At 44.1% G+C, this 14,692-nt stretch carries 12 protein-coding genes; all 12 read right to left on the reverse strand.

From position 1 onward, the window contains the following. Positions 1 to 14 precede the first annotated feature (14 nt). The 12 genes from ACT29H_RS02395 to ACT29H_RS02450 all read right to left on the reverse strand — a co-directional run bounded on the left by ACT29H_RS02395 (position 15) and on the right by ACT29H_RS02450 (position 14,689). Positions 15 to 1,226, reverse strand: coding sequence for a glycosyl transferase (locus tag ACT29H_RS02395; protein WP_444819995.1), 1,212 nt, complete (start codon positions 1,224 to 1,226; stop codon positions 15 to 17). Positions 1,227 to 1,238: 12 nt separating this feature from the next. Beyond that, a complete protein-coding gene (locus tag ACT29H_RS02400; protein ID WP_444819996.1) occupies positions 1,239 to 2,528 on the reverse strand; it encodes a nucleotide sugar dehydrogenase in 1,290 nt (429 codons plus the stop codon). A gap of 29 nt (positions 2,529 to 2,557) precedes the next feature. After that, complete coding sequence (locus tag ACT29H_RS02405) at positions 2,558 to 3,574, reverse strand: Gfo/Idh/MocA family protein (protein ID WP_444819997.1); 1,017 nt, start codon at positions 3,572 to 3,574, stop codon at positions 2,558 to 2,560. Positions 3,575 to 3,581: 7 nt separating this feature from the next. Continuing rightward, positions 3,582 to 4,166 carry an acyltransferase gene (locus tag ACT29H_RS02410; RefSeq protein ID WP_444819998.1) on the reverse strand — a complete coding sequence of 195 codons (585 nt, stop codon included), beginning with the start codon at positions 4,164 to 4,166 and terminating at the stop codon, positions 3,582 to 3,584. Then, entirely contained in the window at positions 4,163 to 5,293 is a 1,131-nt protein-coding gene (locus ACT29H_RS02415; RefSeq protein WP_444819999.1) for a DegT/DnrJ/EryC1/StrS family aminotransferase, read from the reverse strand. The genes ACT29H_RS02410 and ACT29H_RS02415 overlap by 4 nt, the downstream gene beginning before the upstream one ends. 148 nt (positions 5,294 to 5,441) lie before the next feature. Beyond that, positions 5,442 to 7,097: a hypothetical protein gene (locus ACT29H_RS02420; protein ID WP_444820000.1), complete on the reverse strand. Its 1,656-nt coding sequence runs from the start codon at positions 7,095 to 7,097 to the stop codon at positions 5,442 to 5,444. Positions 7,098 to 7,108: 11 nt separating this feature from the next. Then, on the reverse strand, positions 7,109 to 8,215 hold the full coding sequence (locus tag ACT29H_RS02425) for a glycosyltransferase (RefSeq protein ID WP_444820001.1): 1,107 nt from the start codon (positions 8,213 to 8,215) through the stop codon (positions 7,109 to 7,111). A gap of 124 nt (positions 8,216 to 8,339) precedes the next feature. Continuing rightward, complete coding sequence (gene asnB, locus ACT29H_RS02430) at positions 8,340 to 10,217, reverse strand: asparagine synthase (glutamine-hydrolyzing) (RefSeq protein ID WP_444820002.1); 1,878 nt, start codon at positions 10,215 to 10,217, stop codon at positions 8,340 to 8,342. A 45-nt stretch (positions 10,218 to 10,262) separates the two neighbouring features. After that, positions 10,263 to 11,300 (reverse strand): DUF354 domain-containing protein, encoded by a 1,038-nt coding sequence (locus tag ACT29H_RS02435; RefSeq protein WP_444820003.1) that lies wholly within the window; start codon positions 11,298 to 11,300, stop codon positions 10,263 to 10,265. A gap of 65 nt (positions 11,301 to 11,365) precedes the next feature. Then, complete coding sequence (locus ACT29H_RS02440) at positions 11,366 to 12,418, reverse strand: hypothetical protein (protein ID WP_444820004.1); 1,053 nt, start codon at positions 12,416 to 12,418, stop codon at positions 11,366 to 11,368. 9 nt (positions 12,419 to 12,427) lie between these two features. Beyond that, positions 12,428 to 13,393 carry a glycosyltransferase family 4 protein gene (locus tag ACT29H_RS02445; protein WP_444820005.1) on the reverse strand — a complete coding sequence of 322 codons (966 nt, stop codon included), beginning with the start codon at positions 13,391 to 13,393 and terminating at the stop codon, positions 12,428 to 12,430. Between the two features lie 375 nt (positions 13,394 to 13,768). Beyond that, positions 13,769 to 14,689, reverse strand: coding sequence for a glycosyltransferase (locus ACT29H_RS02450; protein ID WP_444820006.1), 921 nt, complete (start codon positions 14,687 to 14,689; stop codon positions 13,769 to 13,771). Positions 14,690 to 14,692 lie beyond the last annotated feature (3 nt).

A 14,692-nucleotide genomic window follows, 5' to 3' on the forward strand; every position in this document is an offset into this window, starting at 1 on the left:
AATTCCGTTTTTTTTCAAAGCAAAGACACCAGCTTATCTGTCAGCCATGTTGCATTGTTTTGCCATGACAAGCGAGATTGGGCAAAGGAAGCGCATCTTTCTTTCACGTCCCGGTTTGCCCGATATTTCAAAATTCGTTTCTGCACCTCCAAGACGGTCTCGCTTTCTTTCCATATTTCCCCAACCTTAAATTCCTCAACCAGTTTAACCAGTGAATGGACATGCTCCGTGATCAAAACAGGAACCCCACTGGCAAGGTATTCCGAAAACTTGGTAGGAAAAGCTTGATGATTCAGTGGCAAATCTTCACGAATGAGAAAAGCCATATCAGCCACCATTTGGTACTGATTAAGGGATTCTTGATTAAGATGAAACATCCCCCACGCGGAAGGAGGTATTTGGCTCTTTTCCAATTCTTCTCTGAACTTCTCAGAAGGCTTGGGTAAATTGATCATAAACCATGCATCCGGACATAACTTTAAAAAGTCGGCAAAAAAACGAACCATCTCCGGAACCATCTGGTAATATTTGTCCGTACCACTATATACCCACACAAACCGGTCCTCTAGTTCGAGTCCCTTCCTTTTTTGGGCAGCCTGTCGGGCATCATAATAGAAAAACCTGCCATCGTAAAAATTGAACTTGGGAATATGCCTCCTTCCTTTTGGAAGCCCCGGACAGTCCGTTGAAACCGTAAATACCAAATCGCACCGCCGCAAACAGAAGTTTCTGATCATCCGGTAAAAGATGACCCGCCACCGGGGGGCACCCTGCACGGCCATCTCATTGGAACGGTCGCCCCTCATGTCGTAGACCAACCGGTAATGAAAAAAAAGCTTTAGAAGGGCTCCGTAAAGCGTTCCCACATCATTATACCCGTAAACAATGTAGGCCTTTGACAATCTCGATTTCAAATGCCATACATTGATAATAAACTGCAATAGCTGAGGGAGCAATTTACCGCGCCCCATCCTGCGTTGAAAGAAAAACGCACGACACGATTTATCCAGTCCCGAAGTTTGTAAAAAACCCACCCCATTCTGCACTTGTTGAGGCGTATTGCTTAAAGAAACCAATTCAACCTCCAGATTCCTGCGCCTGAGCTCGGGAACCACAAAACCAAAGGTGGTCCGGAAATTTTGGGTTTGAACCTGAAAACCCGGTTCATTAGGTTTCTGAACAAAGGGGGCCGGCAAAAGAAAAAGAATGGTGCGTTTTTTAGACATTGGCACTTGGTATTACAAACTCCAGTAGGTCATCTCCTTGATCTTCCCCCGAAAGACACCTTTAACATCCACAAATAATGGATTTTCAACGGTGATGGATTTAAAATAAGACTCATCAAGCTTCATGTACTCATCATGGTTAACGGCTAAGATAACAGCATGATACTTTTTATCAATCTTATCCACCAGACCATAACCATACTCTTCCATAAGTTCTTCGGAAGAAGCATGAGGATCTGCAACGTCAACATTTACACTAAATGATCTCAGTTCTTTATAGACATCTGCCACTTTTGAATTTCTAATGTCACTGACGTTTTCCTTAAAGGTAGCACCCATGATCAGCACTCGCGAACCGTTAATTTTATGTCCTTTGGATATCAACTTTTTAACCACCTGTTTGGCAACATAGGGTCCCATAGCATCATTAATGAAGCGTCCGCCGGTAATAATTTTGGAATGATATCCCAGCTCGTTGGCTTTGTAGGTAAGGTAGTAAGGATCGACACCGATACAGTGACCGCCAACCAACCCCGGGAAGAACCGCAAGAAGTTCCATTTTGTGCCGGCTGCCTCAAGCACCTCATAAGTATTAATATTTAACCGGTTAAATATAAGCGACAGCTCATTCATCAAGGCAATGTTCACATCGCGCTGGGTATTTTCGATAATTTTTGCTGCTTCGGCCACTTTTATGGAACTGGCTTTGAAAATACCTGCTTTAATGATTGATCCGTAAACTGCCGAAATGACTTCCAAAGCTTCCTCATCGCTACCCGACACGATCTTCAGAATTTTAGTCAACGTATGTTCTTTATCGCCGGGATTGATGCGCTCGGGAGAATAGCCAACTTTAAAATCTTTATTGAATTTGAGTCCCGACTCTTTCTCCAGCACCGGGATACAATCTTCTTCTGTACATCCCGGATAAACCGTCGATTCAAAGACTACAAAATCCCCTTTTTTCAAAGCTTTACCAACCGTACGTGTTGCACTGAGCAAAGGATTCAGGTCGGGAAGATTATGCTTATTGATAGGGGTTGGCACCGCCACAACATGAAATTGAGCCTTCTTTAAATCTTCCGGGTTGCTTGTGAACTCGATATCACATCCTTCAAAAGCCGAAGCCTCCAATTCATTACTGGGATCAATGTGATTTTTCATTTTCTCCACCCGGGAAGGTTTTATATCGAAACCAATAACTTTCATTTTCCGGGCAAATTCAAGCGCGATTGGCAGGCCGACATATCCAAGCCCGACAACGGATAGCATTGCCTCTTTATTTTTTAATTTCTGAAACATTTTGTTTAGGTTTTAATTAGGTAATTGAACTATTTTTGCTGATATATTCGTTCTATGATATCCACCACTTTAAGCCCTTCCAGGGCATTGGTTTTAACATAGGTTTGATCTTTTAAAGTCTTCACCACATTGTCAATCACATATTGGTGATTCGCTGCCGATCCTTTATACGGTCCGTAGTCGTTGGGAGGATTGGCCGGTGCCAATTTGGGCATTTCATAATCTTTGACATGACATACAGTGACTTCGTTCATATATTGCCCAGAAACTTTAATGGTCCCTTTTTCTCCAATAATGGTCATGGTACTTTCCAGGTTTCGATCCCATACAGCCGTCGAAAAATTCAGATTTCCCATCCCACCGTTCACAAACCGGAAAACAACAGAACCACTATCCTCAAAATCGGTGGAATGTTGATGGGCAAAATCGCCGAAGTCGGCCTGAATGTCGGTTATATCTCCAAAAAGCCAGTAGAGAATGTCAATAAAGTGAGAAAATTGCGTAAATAAAGTCCCGCCATCCATTTCGGATGTCCCGTGCCAGCCATTATTCAGATAATATCGATCGTCACGGTTCCAGAAGCAGTTAAGCTGAACAAAATGAATATTTCCCAGAACATTATTCTCCATCACCTCCTTAAGCCATACCGAGGGCGGAGAGTAACGGTTTTGCATTACCACAAACACATGGCGCGACACCTGCAAGGCTTTAAAGATAATCTTTTCGCCATCAGCTCTGGAAAGAGCCATGGGCTTTTCTACCACCACATGCTTTTTATAGCCGAGCGCTTCAATGGCTTGCGGGGCATGAAGCCCGTTGGGGGTGCAAATATTCACCACATGGCACTCTTTGTTGTCTTTAAGCATTTCAGAGAAATCCCGGTAATAAGGAATATTGGGGTTTTCCCACCCGGTTTCTTCTGGGGCTCTGATATCACATACGGCACACAACTCTGCTTCAGGATTATCTTCAATCATTTTGGCATGGCGTTTTCCGATATGTCCCAGGCCGACAATTGCAAATTTTACTGTTTCTTTTGTTGTCATTATGTTATTAACTAATTTTCATTACTTTTCCCTCTTCCAAACGATACTCATCGCCACTTTCCGGACACTTAGCCCTGTTATTGTCATCAAAGTTCAAACGATGCCCATATTCGCTCATCCAGCCTATCTGCCGGGCCGGATTACCTACCACCAAAGCATAGTCGGGCACATTGCGCGTCACCACTGCTCCGGCTCCAATAAAAGCAAATCGGCCAATGGTATGGCCACAAACGATGGTGGCATTAGCGCCGATGGTGGCACCTTTCTTTACCAGTGTTTGCTCATATTGTCCCCTGCGAGGCACTGCACTACGTGGATTGGAAACGTTGGTAAATACACAGGACGGTCCAAGAAAAACATCATTTTCGCAAATCACTCCGGAATAAACCGATACATTGTTCTGTATTTTGACATTGTCTCCAATCACCACGCCTGGCGAAATCACCACATTTTGTCCAATATTACAGTTAGCCCCGATCCGGCAGTCACTCATAATATGGCTAAAATGCCAGATCCGCGTTCCTAGGCCTATATCGCATCGGTCATCGATCACTGCCGATGGATGAATCTGTGGTAAAGATTTTTCACTCATGAGAACTGCTTAATTTTTTGTGAAATAAAAATCAATTCTTCTTCCGTCAATTCGGTGTGCATAGGCAAAGAAAGGACCTGACGGCTCACTTCTTCGCTCACCGGCAACGAAACCCCTTCTTTGAGATACGGCGCAAAAACGGGTTGGTGATGCAATGGAGAGGGATAATACACCATGGAAGGGATCCCATTCTCCTTTAGGTATTGTTTCAAGGCATCCCTTCTGCCACCGGTCACTCTTACGGTAAACTGATTGAAGGTATGGGAGGCTTCTTCACATTTTTGAGGAAGCACTATAAAGGATACATCTTTCAATTCACGTAAATAGACTTCCGCTGCCTTTTGGCGTCGAGAAATAAAATCATCCAAATGGTTCAATTTAGCCTCCAAAACAGCAGCTTGTATGGTGTCAAGCCGTGAATTCATGCCTACTCGTTCGTTGAAATATTTCTTTCTGGCCCCATGATTGACAATCATACGAAGTTTTTCTGCCAGGGCATCATCATTGGTGAAGCAGGCGCCCCCATCCCCATAACACCCCAGGTTTTTGGTGGGAAAGAAAGAAGTACAACCAATGTGGCCTATGGTTCCCAGTTTTCGTATTTTCCCGTTCAACGAATAGTCTGCGCCCAGGCTCTGTGCGGCATCTTCAATAACATGTAACTGATGCTCTCGCGCTATTTGCATAACCTCATCCATCGAGGCGCCCTGTCCAAACAGATGGACCGGTATCACGGCTTTGGTACGGTCGGTTATGGCCTTTCTGAATGCCTCGGGATCGATATTGAAGGTCTTAGGATCAATATCTACCAACACCGGTTTCAATCCCAACAACACAACCGCTTCGACCGAAGCAACAAAGGAAAAAGAAGAAGAGATCACCTCATCACCGGGCTGAAGATCAAGCGCCATCAAAGCGGCCTGAAGAGCGTCCGTTCCATTGCCGCATGGCACTACATGCCTGACATCAAGATATTGTTCCAGAGCTTCGGAAAAACGATGCACCTCCGGTCCGTTGATATACCGACCTCCGGTAATCACCCGATCCACTGCCGGAGCTATTTCCGCTTTCAACCGTTCATATTGACCTGTCAGGTCAACCATTTGAATATTAAGATCATTATTCATCTCAACAAATCATTAAAATTGTCCCTCTCTACTCTACCCATTGGGGAAAGATTCAGGAATAAATATGTTTCAATCATTTTATATCTTCAATCCGGTTCCTATTCCTAAAGGTTATTTCCTATCTAGCATCATCCGATCTCAATTCTATTTAAAATCCAAAATTAATTCCAACCTGCCCTGAAAAATCATCTTCCAGATAGAACAATGGAACATATTTTTCTTTATCCAAACCACCTATATCACTGAATGTCAGCTTAACAAACAAATATCCATTATGTATAACCTGCCAATATCCCTTCAAAGATACCTTTTCCATCTCAAATTTCACCTCATTCATAAAGGGAAGACCCCATCGGGGTTCCTCTTGATTGATCTCAGGATGATCAGCTTCCTCCCCATTGATTAGGATCGATTGGTAATCTTTTCCTTTTCGTGCACGGGTGTAGGACAACTCCCAAAACATTCCGCGAACAGGACGATATTGAATCCCCAAAAACCACTCATCGCTGTTATCCCGCAAATAATGTCCCATATTGTAACCATTACTCTCCCAGGTGGTAGTGGGTATCTTATGTTGATATACCATAGGATTGGTGCGCGTATATTCGGCCGTAAAAGAAAATCCTGAAGGAATTCCCGACATTCGGACGCCGGCCTTCAGACTAACATAATTGGAGTTCTGATCCTTATCAAACATACGCTTCAGTGATATTTCATCTACAAAAAGAGTGGAATAGAGATGAAAGTGATCCATTTGTCGGCTGCTGACATCAAAAAACATCTGTGCATTCTGCCCCACTTCATTCGACGCGCCATTGTATGTATGATCCACTGACTTATAAAACATGACAGGAATTAGAAATGCAGGATTAACACGGGTATCAGCATAAACAATGCTGTTCCCTGCCGAAACATATAACCTTGGCACGGGACGCACAGTAATCATGTTGGCTGCCACATATTTATCGGTAAATACTTCCCTGACACCATCATAATAGGAGAAAGAGCGAACAGTGTCCACCACCTCCGACACAAGCCATCCATGCAGATATCGCAGCTCCAACCATGATACCGGACTGACCACCAACGAAATGAAGGCATACGAAGGGACATTCCCGGAAAAGATATTGGTCCCGTTGTAACCATGTCCCCAGATGTAATGATCCTTTTCAAGTGAAAAACTACCCCAGTTCCACGACCAGGAAATACCTCCTCTGGCCTCACTGAAATCTCGAGCCGTTCCTTCTCCCTTATAAACCGCGCCTCTCTTTTGAAGCAGGTATGACTCGCCCCCTATTATTTCCGACTCATGATTATCACGCAAACTACCGTAAAAACCTACATGAGAACCTATCGAGCCGTATATCTCTCCTCCATTATACCGATAATATCCCACATCTTTCCCCGACATAAATGCGCCCATACCCAAAATAGGATTAACCGTCAGCCGAAACAACGAATCGCTGTAATAGAAGAGGTCGAATCGTTTATTGACCACCTTGCCCTCATGTAACTCCTTCCCGTAATCGCGCAGATAAAACGCTACTTCCTTTCGTTGACGCGAAGTGAGGGAACCTTTATCGAGTGCCATTTCCAGCCAACGGGCAATCTCCTTTCTGCTGTATGGTTTTGCGATGGTATTAACATCAATCACGCCTTCGTTGGCCAATTCATCCACAAAATCATAAATGCCGGAATCATCCACATGCACCGGAACATACTGTCCCCTAAGCAGAGATACGCTGCAGAAAGACAACACAATTACCAATGTCAGCGTACAGATTATATTTCTTTTACCGCCCATTAACATCATTTTCAAGAGTGATTATCGCTAAAGATGTTCAACATTCTGTTTCCTACCACTTCGAGTGTTGCATTTTTCCTATACCAATCCATTGACTTTTGTGCTATTTCCGCCATTCGTTGTCGATCTTTCAACAATTCAGCAAGGGTTTCCTCCAAATCTTCCGGATTACAGCTCACCACCGGCAGGTCGGGATAACTCTTGCGGGCCCACTCTTCCAGACGACACACGACCACACATCCACGGGAAAGTCCTTCCACCGACAACAACCCAAAGGTGTGGGTAAACTGATCGATCAGGACATGTGCCGATTCCAAATTTTTCAACACTTCCTGATTGGTCATCCGCCGGCAGGTATATTCAATTTCATACTTATCTTTTAAATGCGTTATGGCCTCTTCAACATATTTGGTACCCTTTAATTCGCGATGCGATGGAAAATGCATGATGCGTACTGCCGAAGGATTTCTAAACTTATCCATAGATACGGGTTGTTTCGGAGGGTCGGTCATCAACCACATGGGCCATGCTTTCTCGGGATATTTCAGATAGCCCGAAGTACTGGGACGAGAAAAAATATAATCGGCATGTTTTTCAAACTTACGAATTCGAGCCTTCTTTTTATCCGGCTGATTACAAAGACAAAAAGTCTGCTTTTTAGTATCTGTACAATACCAGCAAAAACTGTATTTCATCATATTGAGCTCATCATAAGGATTCTTCTCCGCACAGCCCGGAAAGAAAAAAGCCACCTTTTTTCCGAAGAACCTAAGAATGCCCAGATCCGCATGATTTTCAAAAAAAGTAATGGGCGATATAAAATAAAAAAGATCATAACGAAACAATACCGACACAAAGAATACCACCCGAATCAATGCATTCAACGGATGCAGCACAAATCGATTGTTCACAAGCTTAACAGGCCCCTTCTTCTTCAGCGATCGAAATTGAAGTACCACCCGATCGGTGGGATAACCAAATACATGTTTTTCATAGGCATAACTTCTGGCCTTAGCGCCCACCATTCTTAACGATCGCGCTATATAGTGAGCATTCCCGGCAGTATTACCCGGTCCTACAAACACTCTTAGTTTTCTCTTATTTTTCGATTTATGCATTTGTATAACAGTTATCCATTTCACTATTCTAATGAAACTTTCATGGCCTCCTTTTTTATAAAATAAGTTTTTCGTCATTAGTTAACAGTCCTTTGCTTTCCCAACACTAATGACTATTGACTTACTAGTTGCCAAAAACCCGAAGCCACCATTCGAAACTCAACAGCGACCAAATCAGTAACCGATGGTTCTTTTGACCGTTCATATGTTCTTCCATCAGTAGCCGTGCAGTCCCGAAATCAATAAAATCATAAATTCGTGCATCACGATCATATAACAACCGTTTAATATAATTGAGGCTGTCCCCTTTAAACCAGCTGGCATCGGGTGCCGAGAAGCCTTGCTTATGTCCATTGCAATAGGTGGCCGGCACATATTTCTGCAACATTTTTCGCAGCAACAGTTTACCATCGGTGGACGGGGATTTCACCTGTCGAGCTTTCCCTGCCAGATCGTTCTCATTGACCCGCACCATTTTTTCCCAATCTCGCAATTTAAGCTCCACCGGCACTTTCATGGCAAAATCAACCAGATCGTTATCCAAAAATGGCAAACGGGTTTCCAGCCCATGAGCCATACTCAACTTATCTTCGACCAATAACAAACCATGCAAAAAAGTCTTACTTTCGAAATAAAGAGAATTATTGATATAGGTCTGAGGAGACCGATCATCCACATTGGCCTGGCCATTGGTAAGCAAGCCTCTGAAAACAGCTGCTGGCCGGTCAAAATCCATTTCTCCACGAATTGTTGAAGAAAAAAACGCTTCCCGTCGATCGTCAGGGACTAGCCGCTGCCAGTATTTAAAATAACTATCGGCAAACCCATTATGATACCCATTTTGCGAATTGTGATAATAGCGCCAAGGGTAGCCTGCAAACAACTCATCGCCTCCCGCACCCGACAAACAAACTTTAACAAAGCGCCCGGCCAGTCGCGAAATATAATAGTTGGGATAGGATTGTCCCACTCTTAAATCCTCCAGGTGGGTCGTCAATGCGGGCATCACTCGTTCCATATCTCCGGCTTTCAGAACAACCTCGTAATGTTCCGTTTTATACAAATTGGATAAAAACTCGGATCGCTCACGTTCATCGAAATTTATTTCCATCCCGGTGGCAGAGGTTAAATCAAAGCCGGCGGTAAAAGACTTCAAGTTTCTAAATTTTCGTGACGCCACACAGGTAATGCCCCCGCTGTCCATGCCTCCACTCAGGTAGGCTCCCACTTCCACGTCAGAAACCAACTGTCGTTGTACCGCCTGTTCAAACAAACGCTGAAGCTCCGTCTCTGCTTCATCTGCATCCATGGCTACCGAGCGAAACTTAAAATCCCAATAACACTGTTGCGACATCTTTCCACGCTCCGGCCATACCTCCAAATAATGACCGGCAGGTAAAAGCTTTACCCCCTCAAACAAAGTGAGATCACTTAAAATATTCTGAAAAGAAAAATATTCGATTAATGCCTCCCGCGAAACCCCGAACCGAAACCCTGGATGTTCTCGCAGTGCTTTTATCTCTGAACCGAACAAAAAAACATTATCGGTAAATAGATAGTAAAGCGGTTTGATGCCATATCGGTCGCGTGCCAACACCAGTTTTTGTTCATCCCTGAACCACGCGGCAAAAGCAAACATTCCATTTAATTTTTCAATGGCTTTGATGCCCCATTTATGAAGTGCATTCACCACTACTTCAGTGTCAGAACTCCCACGAAAACGATAACCTGCCCCTTCCAACTCAGCTCGTAACTCTCTGAAGTTATAGACCTCCCCGTTATAAATCAAAACAATTTGTCCGTCTTCCGACGTCATGGGTTGTCTTCCCGTTTCGGTCAGGTCAATGATGGAGAGACGCCTGTGCCCCAACGCTACGGGTCCCGAAGCAAAGATGCCTTCACCGTCCGGACCGCGATGCGCTAGTACCTGAGTCATCTGCCGACACACTGCTTCATCAGCTTTGTCTCCATTTTGGGTTAATATTCCGGTAATTCCACACATCTCACACTGTTTATAAAAGGGTTACAGTTACTTTTCCAATCCACATTACAACTTCATATTTTCAATAGCATCCACCATAAAGCCGGTCACGTCAATGTGATCGTCCAAAAATTTTCCGGATTGTGCCGCCGCATTGTTCTTGGTGCCGGAACGACCAAAAAGCATTTCTGCACTGTTGAGAGCCATCGACTGTTCTTTCTCTGATGTCCCGAAATTTAGAACTAAACCATAGTTATTCTCGAGATACAACAGGTTGGCTAGCCGAAAATCGGACAAGTAAATAGCCGGGGTGCCCAAAAGAGCTGCTTCAGTGGTCATGGTGGCGCCTTCACCAACCAGTAGGGTTGCATAAAACAAGAGATGATGCATTTTGGCGGGATCTATTCTCAAACGATGCGATTCCAGCTCGTTAGGCAATGCTCCTTCCGAGCTAATAAGCACCTTCCCAAATCGTTCAAGTGACTTCACCAATTCCATTTTCCGATGCTCCGGGAATCCCGCTTTCCCGCGATCATGCAAGGCTTTCCAGTCCACAAACCGAAGTATGGCAAACCGATCTCCCGGCTTCAAATTCAAGGCTTCAAGCACCGCAGGGTCAGGCTCAAAATATTTGGGATGAAGATATGCCAGTTCCATAACGCCATTAAACCTCCGGTGATGTTTCCCTAAATGGGAGGGAAAACATTCGGGGGTATATACAACTTTACAAAACGGATCAATAAACCGGCGATAAAGTTTCGTGTTTTCGGTATCGGTAAAGGTAATGTAAGGTTTTCGGGTGAGCCAGGCTGCCGGTCCGGAGTAAATGGTGCTGAAGTCCAAAAACAGATCGGGTTTGAATTTTAATGCCCTGCGATATTGTTTCCAAACCGTGACCAGAAGATAGAATATCTTTCCCATCAATGAGGTTCCACCGATGCCACGATCTTCAAAGGGAATATCGTAATGGCGCAGCAACTCTGTCACATGTTCGCGGCTTCTGGCAGTTACCAGAAACTGGTGTCCGCGGGTCTCCATAATACGGATAAAATTCCGGAAATAGTGAACATGTGCCGGATGGCCTATGTCTATCATGATCCTCATATTGTCAATTTTCAGCTAATTCACTAACCACTCAATACCAGATACTTTTTTTAAGCCAGCTTTACTTAGGCAGCATTACTTTTCAAATAGTATTTATGGAAATAAAAAATTCGCACCTTCTTGTACCACCTGTAAAAGAGTCTGCCAAGGTTCCATAAAAACCAATTGTGAACGTAAACGAATCGTCCGGTTTCGCGGATCATTCCGCCATATGATTTCTTATACTGTCGCAAGAGAAAATCCTTTCCGGGTCTGCCTCCGCTACCCATTTCCAGAGAACCGACTCCTTCCCTTTGTAACTCTCTGATGATATCCCATAAAAAACCATCGTAAATCCATTGCTCGCTTTCCTCAAGCAGATTTCCTTCCATCCAAATATGAGCCCTGTCATCGAAAAGCAAAAGCCATACTGTGGCTTTCATGCTCCCATTTAAAAACAAACCTTTTGCTTTTAGCTTCGGTTTTAGATTTTCGGAATTAATAATCGCCTGCATCAAAGAGAAGTTAGGCATGGGTCTCCCTTTGGATAAAAAAGAAGATCTCAACACCTTCCAGGCGGTTTTGAGTTCCTTTTTATCAACCAATTCTCTGATCTCGAAACTATCGTTCTTCAAATTTTCAATATTCTTACGTCTCTCCGGCGATAGCGATGCCCAGAGCTTTCCCTCCTTTTGGTCGATATCGACCACCACTGTCAGATAAGGTTCGTAATAGAACCCGGCCTCTTCATATACCGGTTTCAGCGGGAGTTTCAACCGATAATTCCGGATCTCTGTATAAACCACCGACCTGGCAGTTTTTGCAAACAAGGACTCTACCAACGCCAGTAAAATTCCGCTATCGTTATCTTTTATCAGCGGTCCGCCAAATATTATCTGACGACGCGTGAAAAACGTAAACGGAGGAAATACATTTCTTAACTGAACCACAATTAACAATCCCACCAGCTCATCCTGTTCAAAAGCAAAAAATGTTATCGGTTTCTGCCGTTTGGTGTAGCAATATAATTCATACATATATGGCATCTGATAGATATTCCCATCCGGGTGGTCACCAACAAACCTCTCCCAACGGCCTTTATCCACCCTAGCAGTATCTGTTACAATCTTTATTGCCATAATATCACCTTACCTTATTTTGGATGAAGATTTATCCTTCACCTCTGCATAAATCATTAATAGTTGATTAACAATACTTTTGTTATCCAATTCCTTTATTTGTTCTCTTCCGTTTGTCCGGCCTTTAACTTGAAGCGCTTTTTCCATTCCCCCGGCCAGCATTTTCGCATCCGAAGGACAGACAAAGCATCCTTTGGCATGGCGCAACCAGCGTTTTACGTCTCCCACATCTGTCGAAACCACCGGCACATTACACGCCAGGGCCTCTTTCACCACATTGGGTGATCCCTCCCATTTGGAAGTAATCAGCACCACATCCGCGGCATTATAATACCAGACCATCTGTTCGGTGGGCTTTCCCCACACCATTTTAAATTCGCCGGTAAAATTTTTCATATGCTTCACCACCTCCATTGCCAGCGCAACATTTTTAACCTCCCTGCCGGGATTTGCCGGCCATAGGATGACCGGTTTGCGGGAGAAGCCTACTTGTTCTTTGGCCTCCTCTTTGGGTATTTCCCTAAACAGCTGCATATCCACCCCGTTGGGTATGATTCTTAATCCTTTCACCTTTAACCGTTCAGCCATTTCCCGACTCTTTACAATGGTCAGCGGCCAACAATACCGGGAAAAAATTCGCACGCCGGCACGCAACCACCTTTTGCCATACACATCGCTGCCCATGAGCGACACGACCAATGGTCGGGCTCCGGCCAGCCAGGCGGTCATACCACTCAGACCGTAATGGGCATGTACCATTTCCGACGGATGACCGGACATATAACGCTTTAACCTAAGGATGGCCCGTAGATAGGCAAACAATCCTTTGCCCTGAATCCTGAAAAATTGAACTTCAACACCGCTTTTTTTCAAAGCCCGAGCCTGTTGCTCTATGGCTGCCGTGCAGCAACCATTGGAGGTTCCACTGCAAACAAACAAGACTTTTGCGGAGGTGAAAACCGATTCATTTCGCATCGTTTATCATTCAAATGCCAACTAAATTTAAGGAAACTGGAATCGAAATGCTGAGAAGACTGGTCAGTGACCATAACTATTTGACTAAATGAGCTATTTTGTATATTAAAGCAACCGATAAAAAATCTTTTGCCGAAAGAACTTTCTTTCAGAAAGCGAATCCAACTGTCAGACAAGTCGTCCGTCTCATTTGCGTCGTATAACACTTAAACCCGAATAATGCATTAGAAAATCTATTACGAATTAAAAGTGCAATCAATCAAGAACTTGTTGAAATGAGGCTTAGCACCGCTATGGTGAATGGAAACAAGTTAGCTTGCGACTTGATTGGCAGCAATTTTAATTCGTAATAGATTTTCTAATGCATTTTTCGGGTTAAAGCGTACCTTTCCCATTTCGGCCCATTAAGCCATGCCAAATGCCCAACCAATAAGTAGCAAACATTTTCGCTCCACCTTTTCGCAACGACCAGAAAAAGGTAAAAGGCGCCATAGCCACTTCTTTCAGCAGATAGGCTGTCAAACTTTTTAAAAGTCCATATTTTTTAAAATAGAGCACCTTGTTTCGCCTCAGATAATAGTATTCTCTTTGGTACCCACTTCTACTTTGTGCACTCCAGTCGTGAAAATGCCAGCACACAGCATCTCTGACCACGTCGGCCACATAGCCTTTTTGTCTGAACCGATAAAAGAAATCTCGTTCCTCACCATACAAAAACAGCTGGGAATCAAAAAAAGACATTACTCTTAAAAGGTCGGTTCGAATCATGAATGCCACCCCCGACAGATAATCGACCCGGGCAAACGTTGGCAGTTCATTCTCCGGTTCCAGGAGCATGCCGGCATCTGCAGAGATTTTCTCTGCGCTCCGGAAATTCATATACAATCGATAATTCTGTATGACATTGGTTTTCCGCGTTCCTTTTCCTTCCAGTATTACCGGACCGCATGCACCCACCTGGGGGAAGTGAATCATGTGTTGGCGCAAATGGTGCAAAAAATCGGGATGCAATTGAACGTCTGTATTCATCACCACCACAAAGGCAGCACCCGACTGAAGGGTTTTTTCAACCAGCCGGCTGTGCCCTCCGGCATAGCCCAGGTTTTGTTCGGAACGATATAACTCACCTTCAGGATACAGTCGGCGGAACGTCTCTGCTGCCGCCTCATCATCACTATTATCCAGTGCGATAACCTGAAAATGCTGATAGCTTTGCAATCGTAATGAATCGATCAACCCAGGCAAGTAGACCGCATCGTGATACAACACCAGCTGTATGATAATTTCTGGAACCATAGT

The sequence above is a fragment of the Thermophagus sp. OGC60D27 genome (assembly GCF_052400625.1).
Classification (GTDB): Bacteria; Bacteroidota; Bacteroidia; order Bacteroidales; family Marinilabiliaceae; genus Thermophagus.

Excerpts from the sequence above, each read along its gene's own strand:
- ACT29H_RS02395 (WP_444819995.1), bottom strand. The coding sequence starts at position 1,226 with ATGTCTAAAAAACGCACCATTCTTTTTCTTTTGCCGGCCCCCTTTGTT.
- ACT29H_RS02420 (WP_444820000.1), bottom strand. The coding sequence starts at position 7,097 with ATGGGCGGTAAAAGAAATATAATCTGTACGCTGACATTGGTAATTGTG.
- ACT29H_RS02400 (WP_444819996.1), bottom strand. The coding sequence starts at position 2,528 with ATGTTTCAGAAATTAAAAAATAAAGAGGCAATGCTATCCGTTGTCGGG.
- ACT29H_RS02440 (WP_444820004.1), bottom strand. The coding sequence starts at position 12,418 with ATGGCAATAAAGATTGTAACAGATACTGCTAGGGTGGATAAAGGCCGT.
- ACT29H_RS02425 (WP_444820001.1), bottom strand. The coding sequence starts at position 8,215 with ATGCATAAATCGAAAAATAAGAGAAAACTAAGAGTGTTTGTAGGACCG.
- asnB (WP_444820002.1), bottom strand. The coding sequence starts at position 10,217 with ATGTGTGGAATTACCGGAATATTAACCCAAAATGGAGACAAAGCTGAT.
- ACT29H_RS02405 (WP_444819997.1), bottom strand. The coding sequence starts at position 3,574 with ATGACAACAAAAGAAACAGTAAAATTTGCAATTGTCGGCCTGGGACAT.
- ACT29H_RS02450 (WP_444820006.1), bottom strand. The coding sequence starts at position 14,689 with ATGGTTCCAGAAATTATCATACAGCTGGTGTTGTATCACGATGCGGTC.
- ACT29H_RS02445 (WP_444820005.1), bottom strand. The coding sequence starts at position 13,393 with ATGCGAAATGAATCGGTTTTCACCTCCGCAAAAGTCTTGTTTGTTTGC.
- ACT29H_RS02415 (WP_444819999.1), bottom strand. The coding sequence starts at position 5,293 with ATGAATAATGATCTTAATATTCAAATGGTTGACCTGACAGGTCAATAT.
- ACT29H_RS02435 (WP_444820003.1), bottom strand. The coding sequence starts at position 11,300 with ATGAGGATCATGATAGACATAGGCCATCCGGCACATGTTCACTATTTC.
- ACT29H_RS02410 (WP_444819998.1), bottom strand. The coding sequence starts at position 4,166 with ATGAGTGAAAAATCTTTACCACAGATTCATCCATCGGCAGTGATCGAT.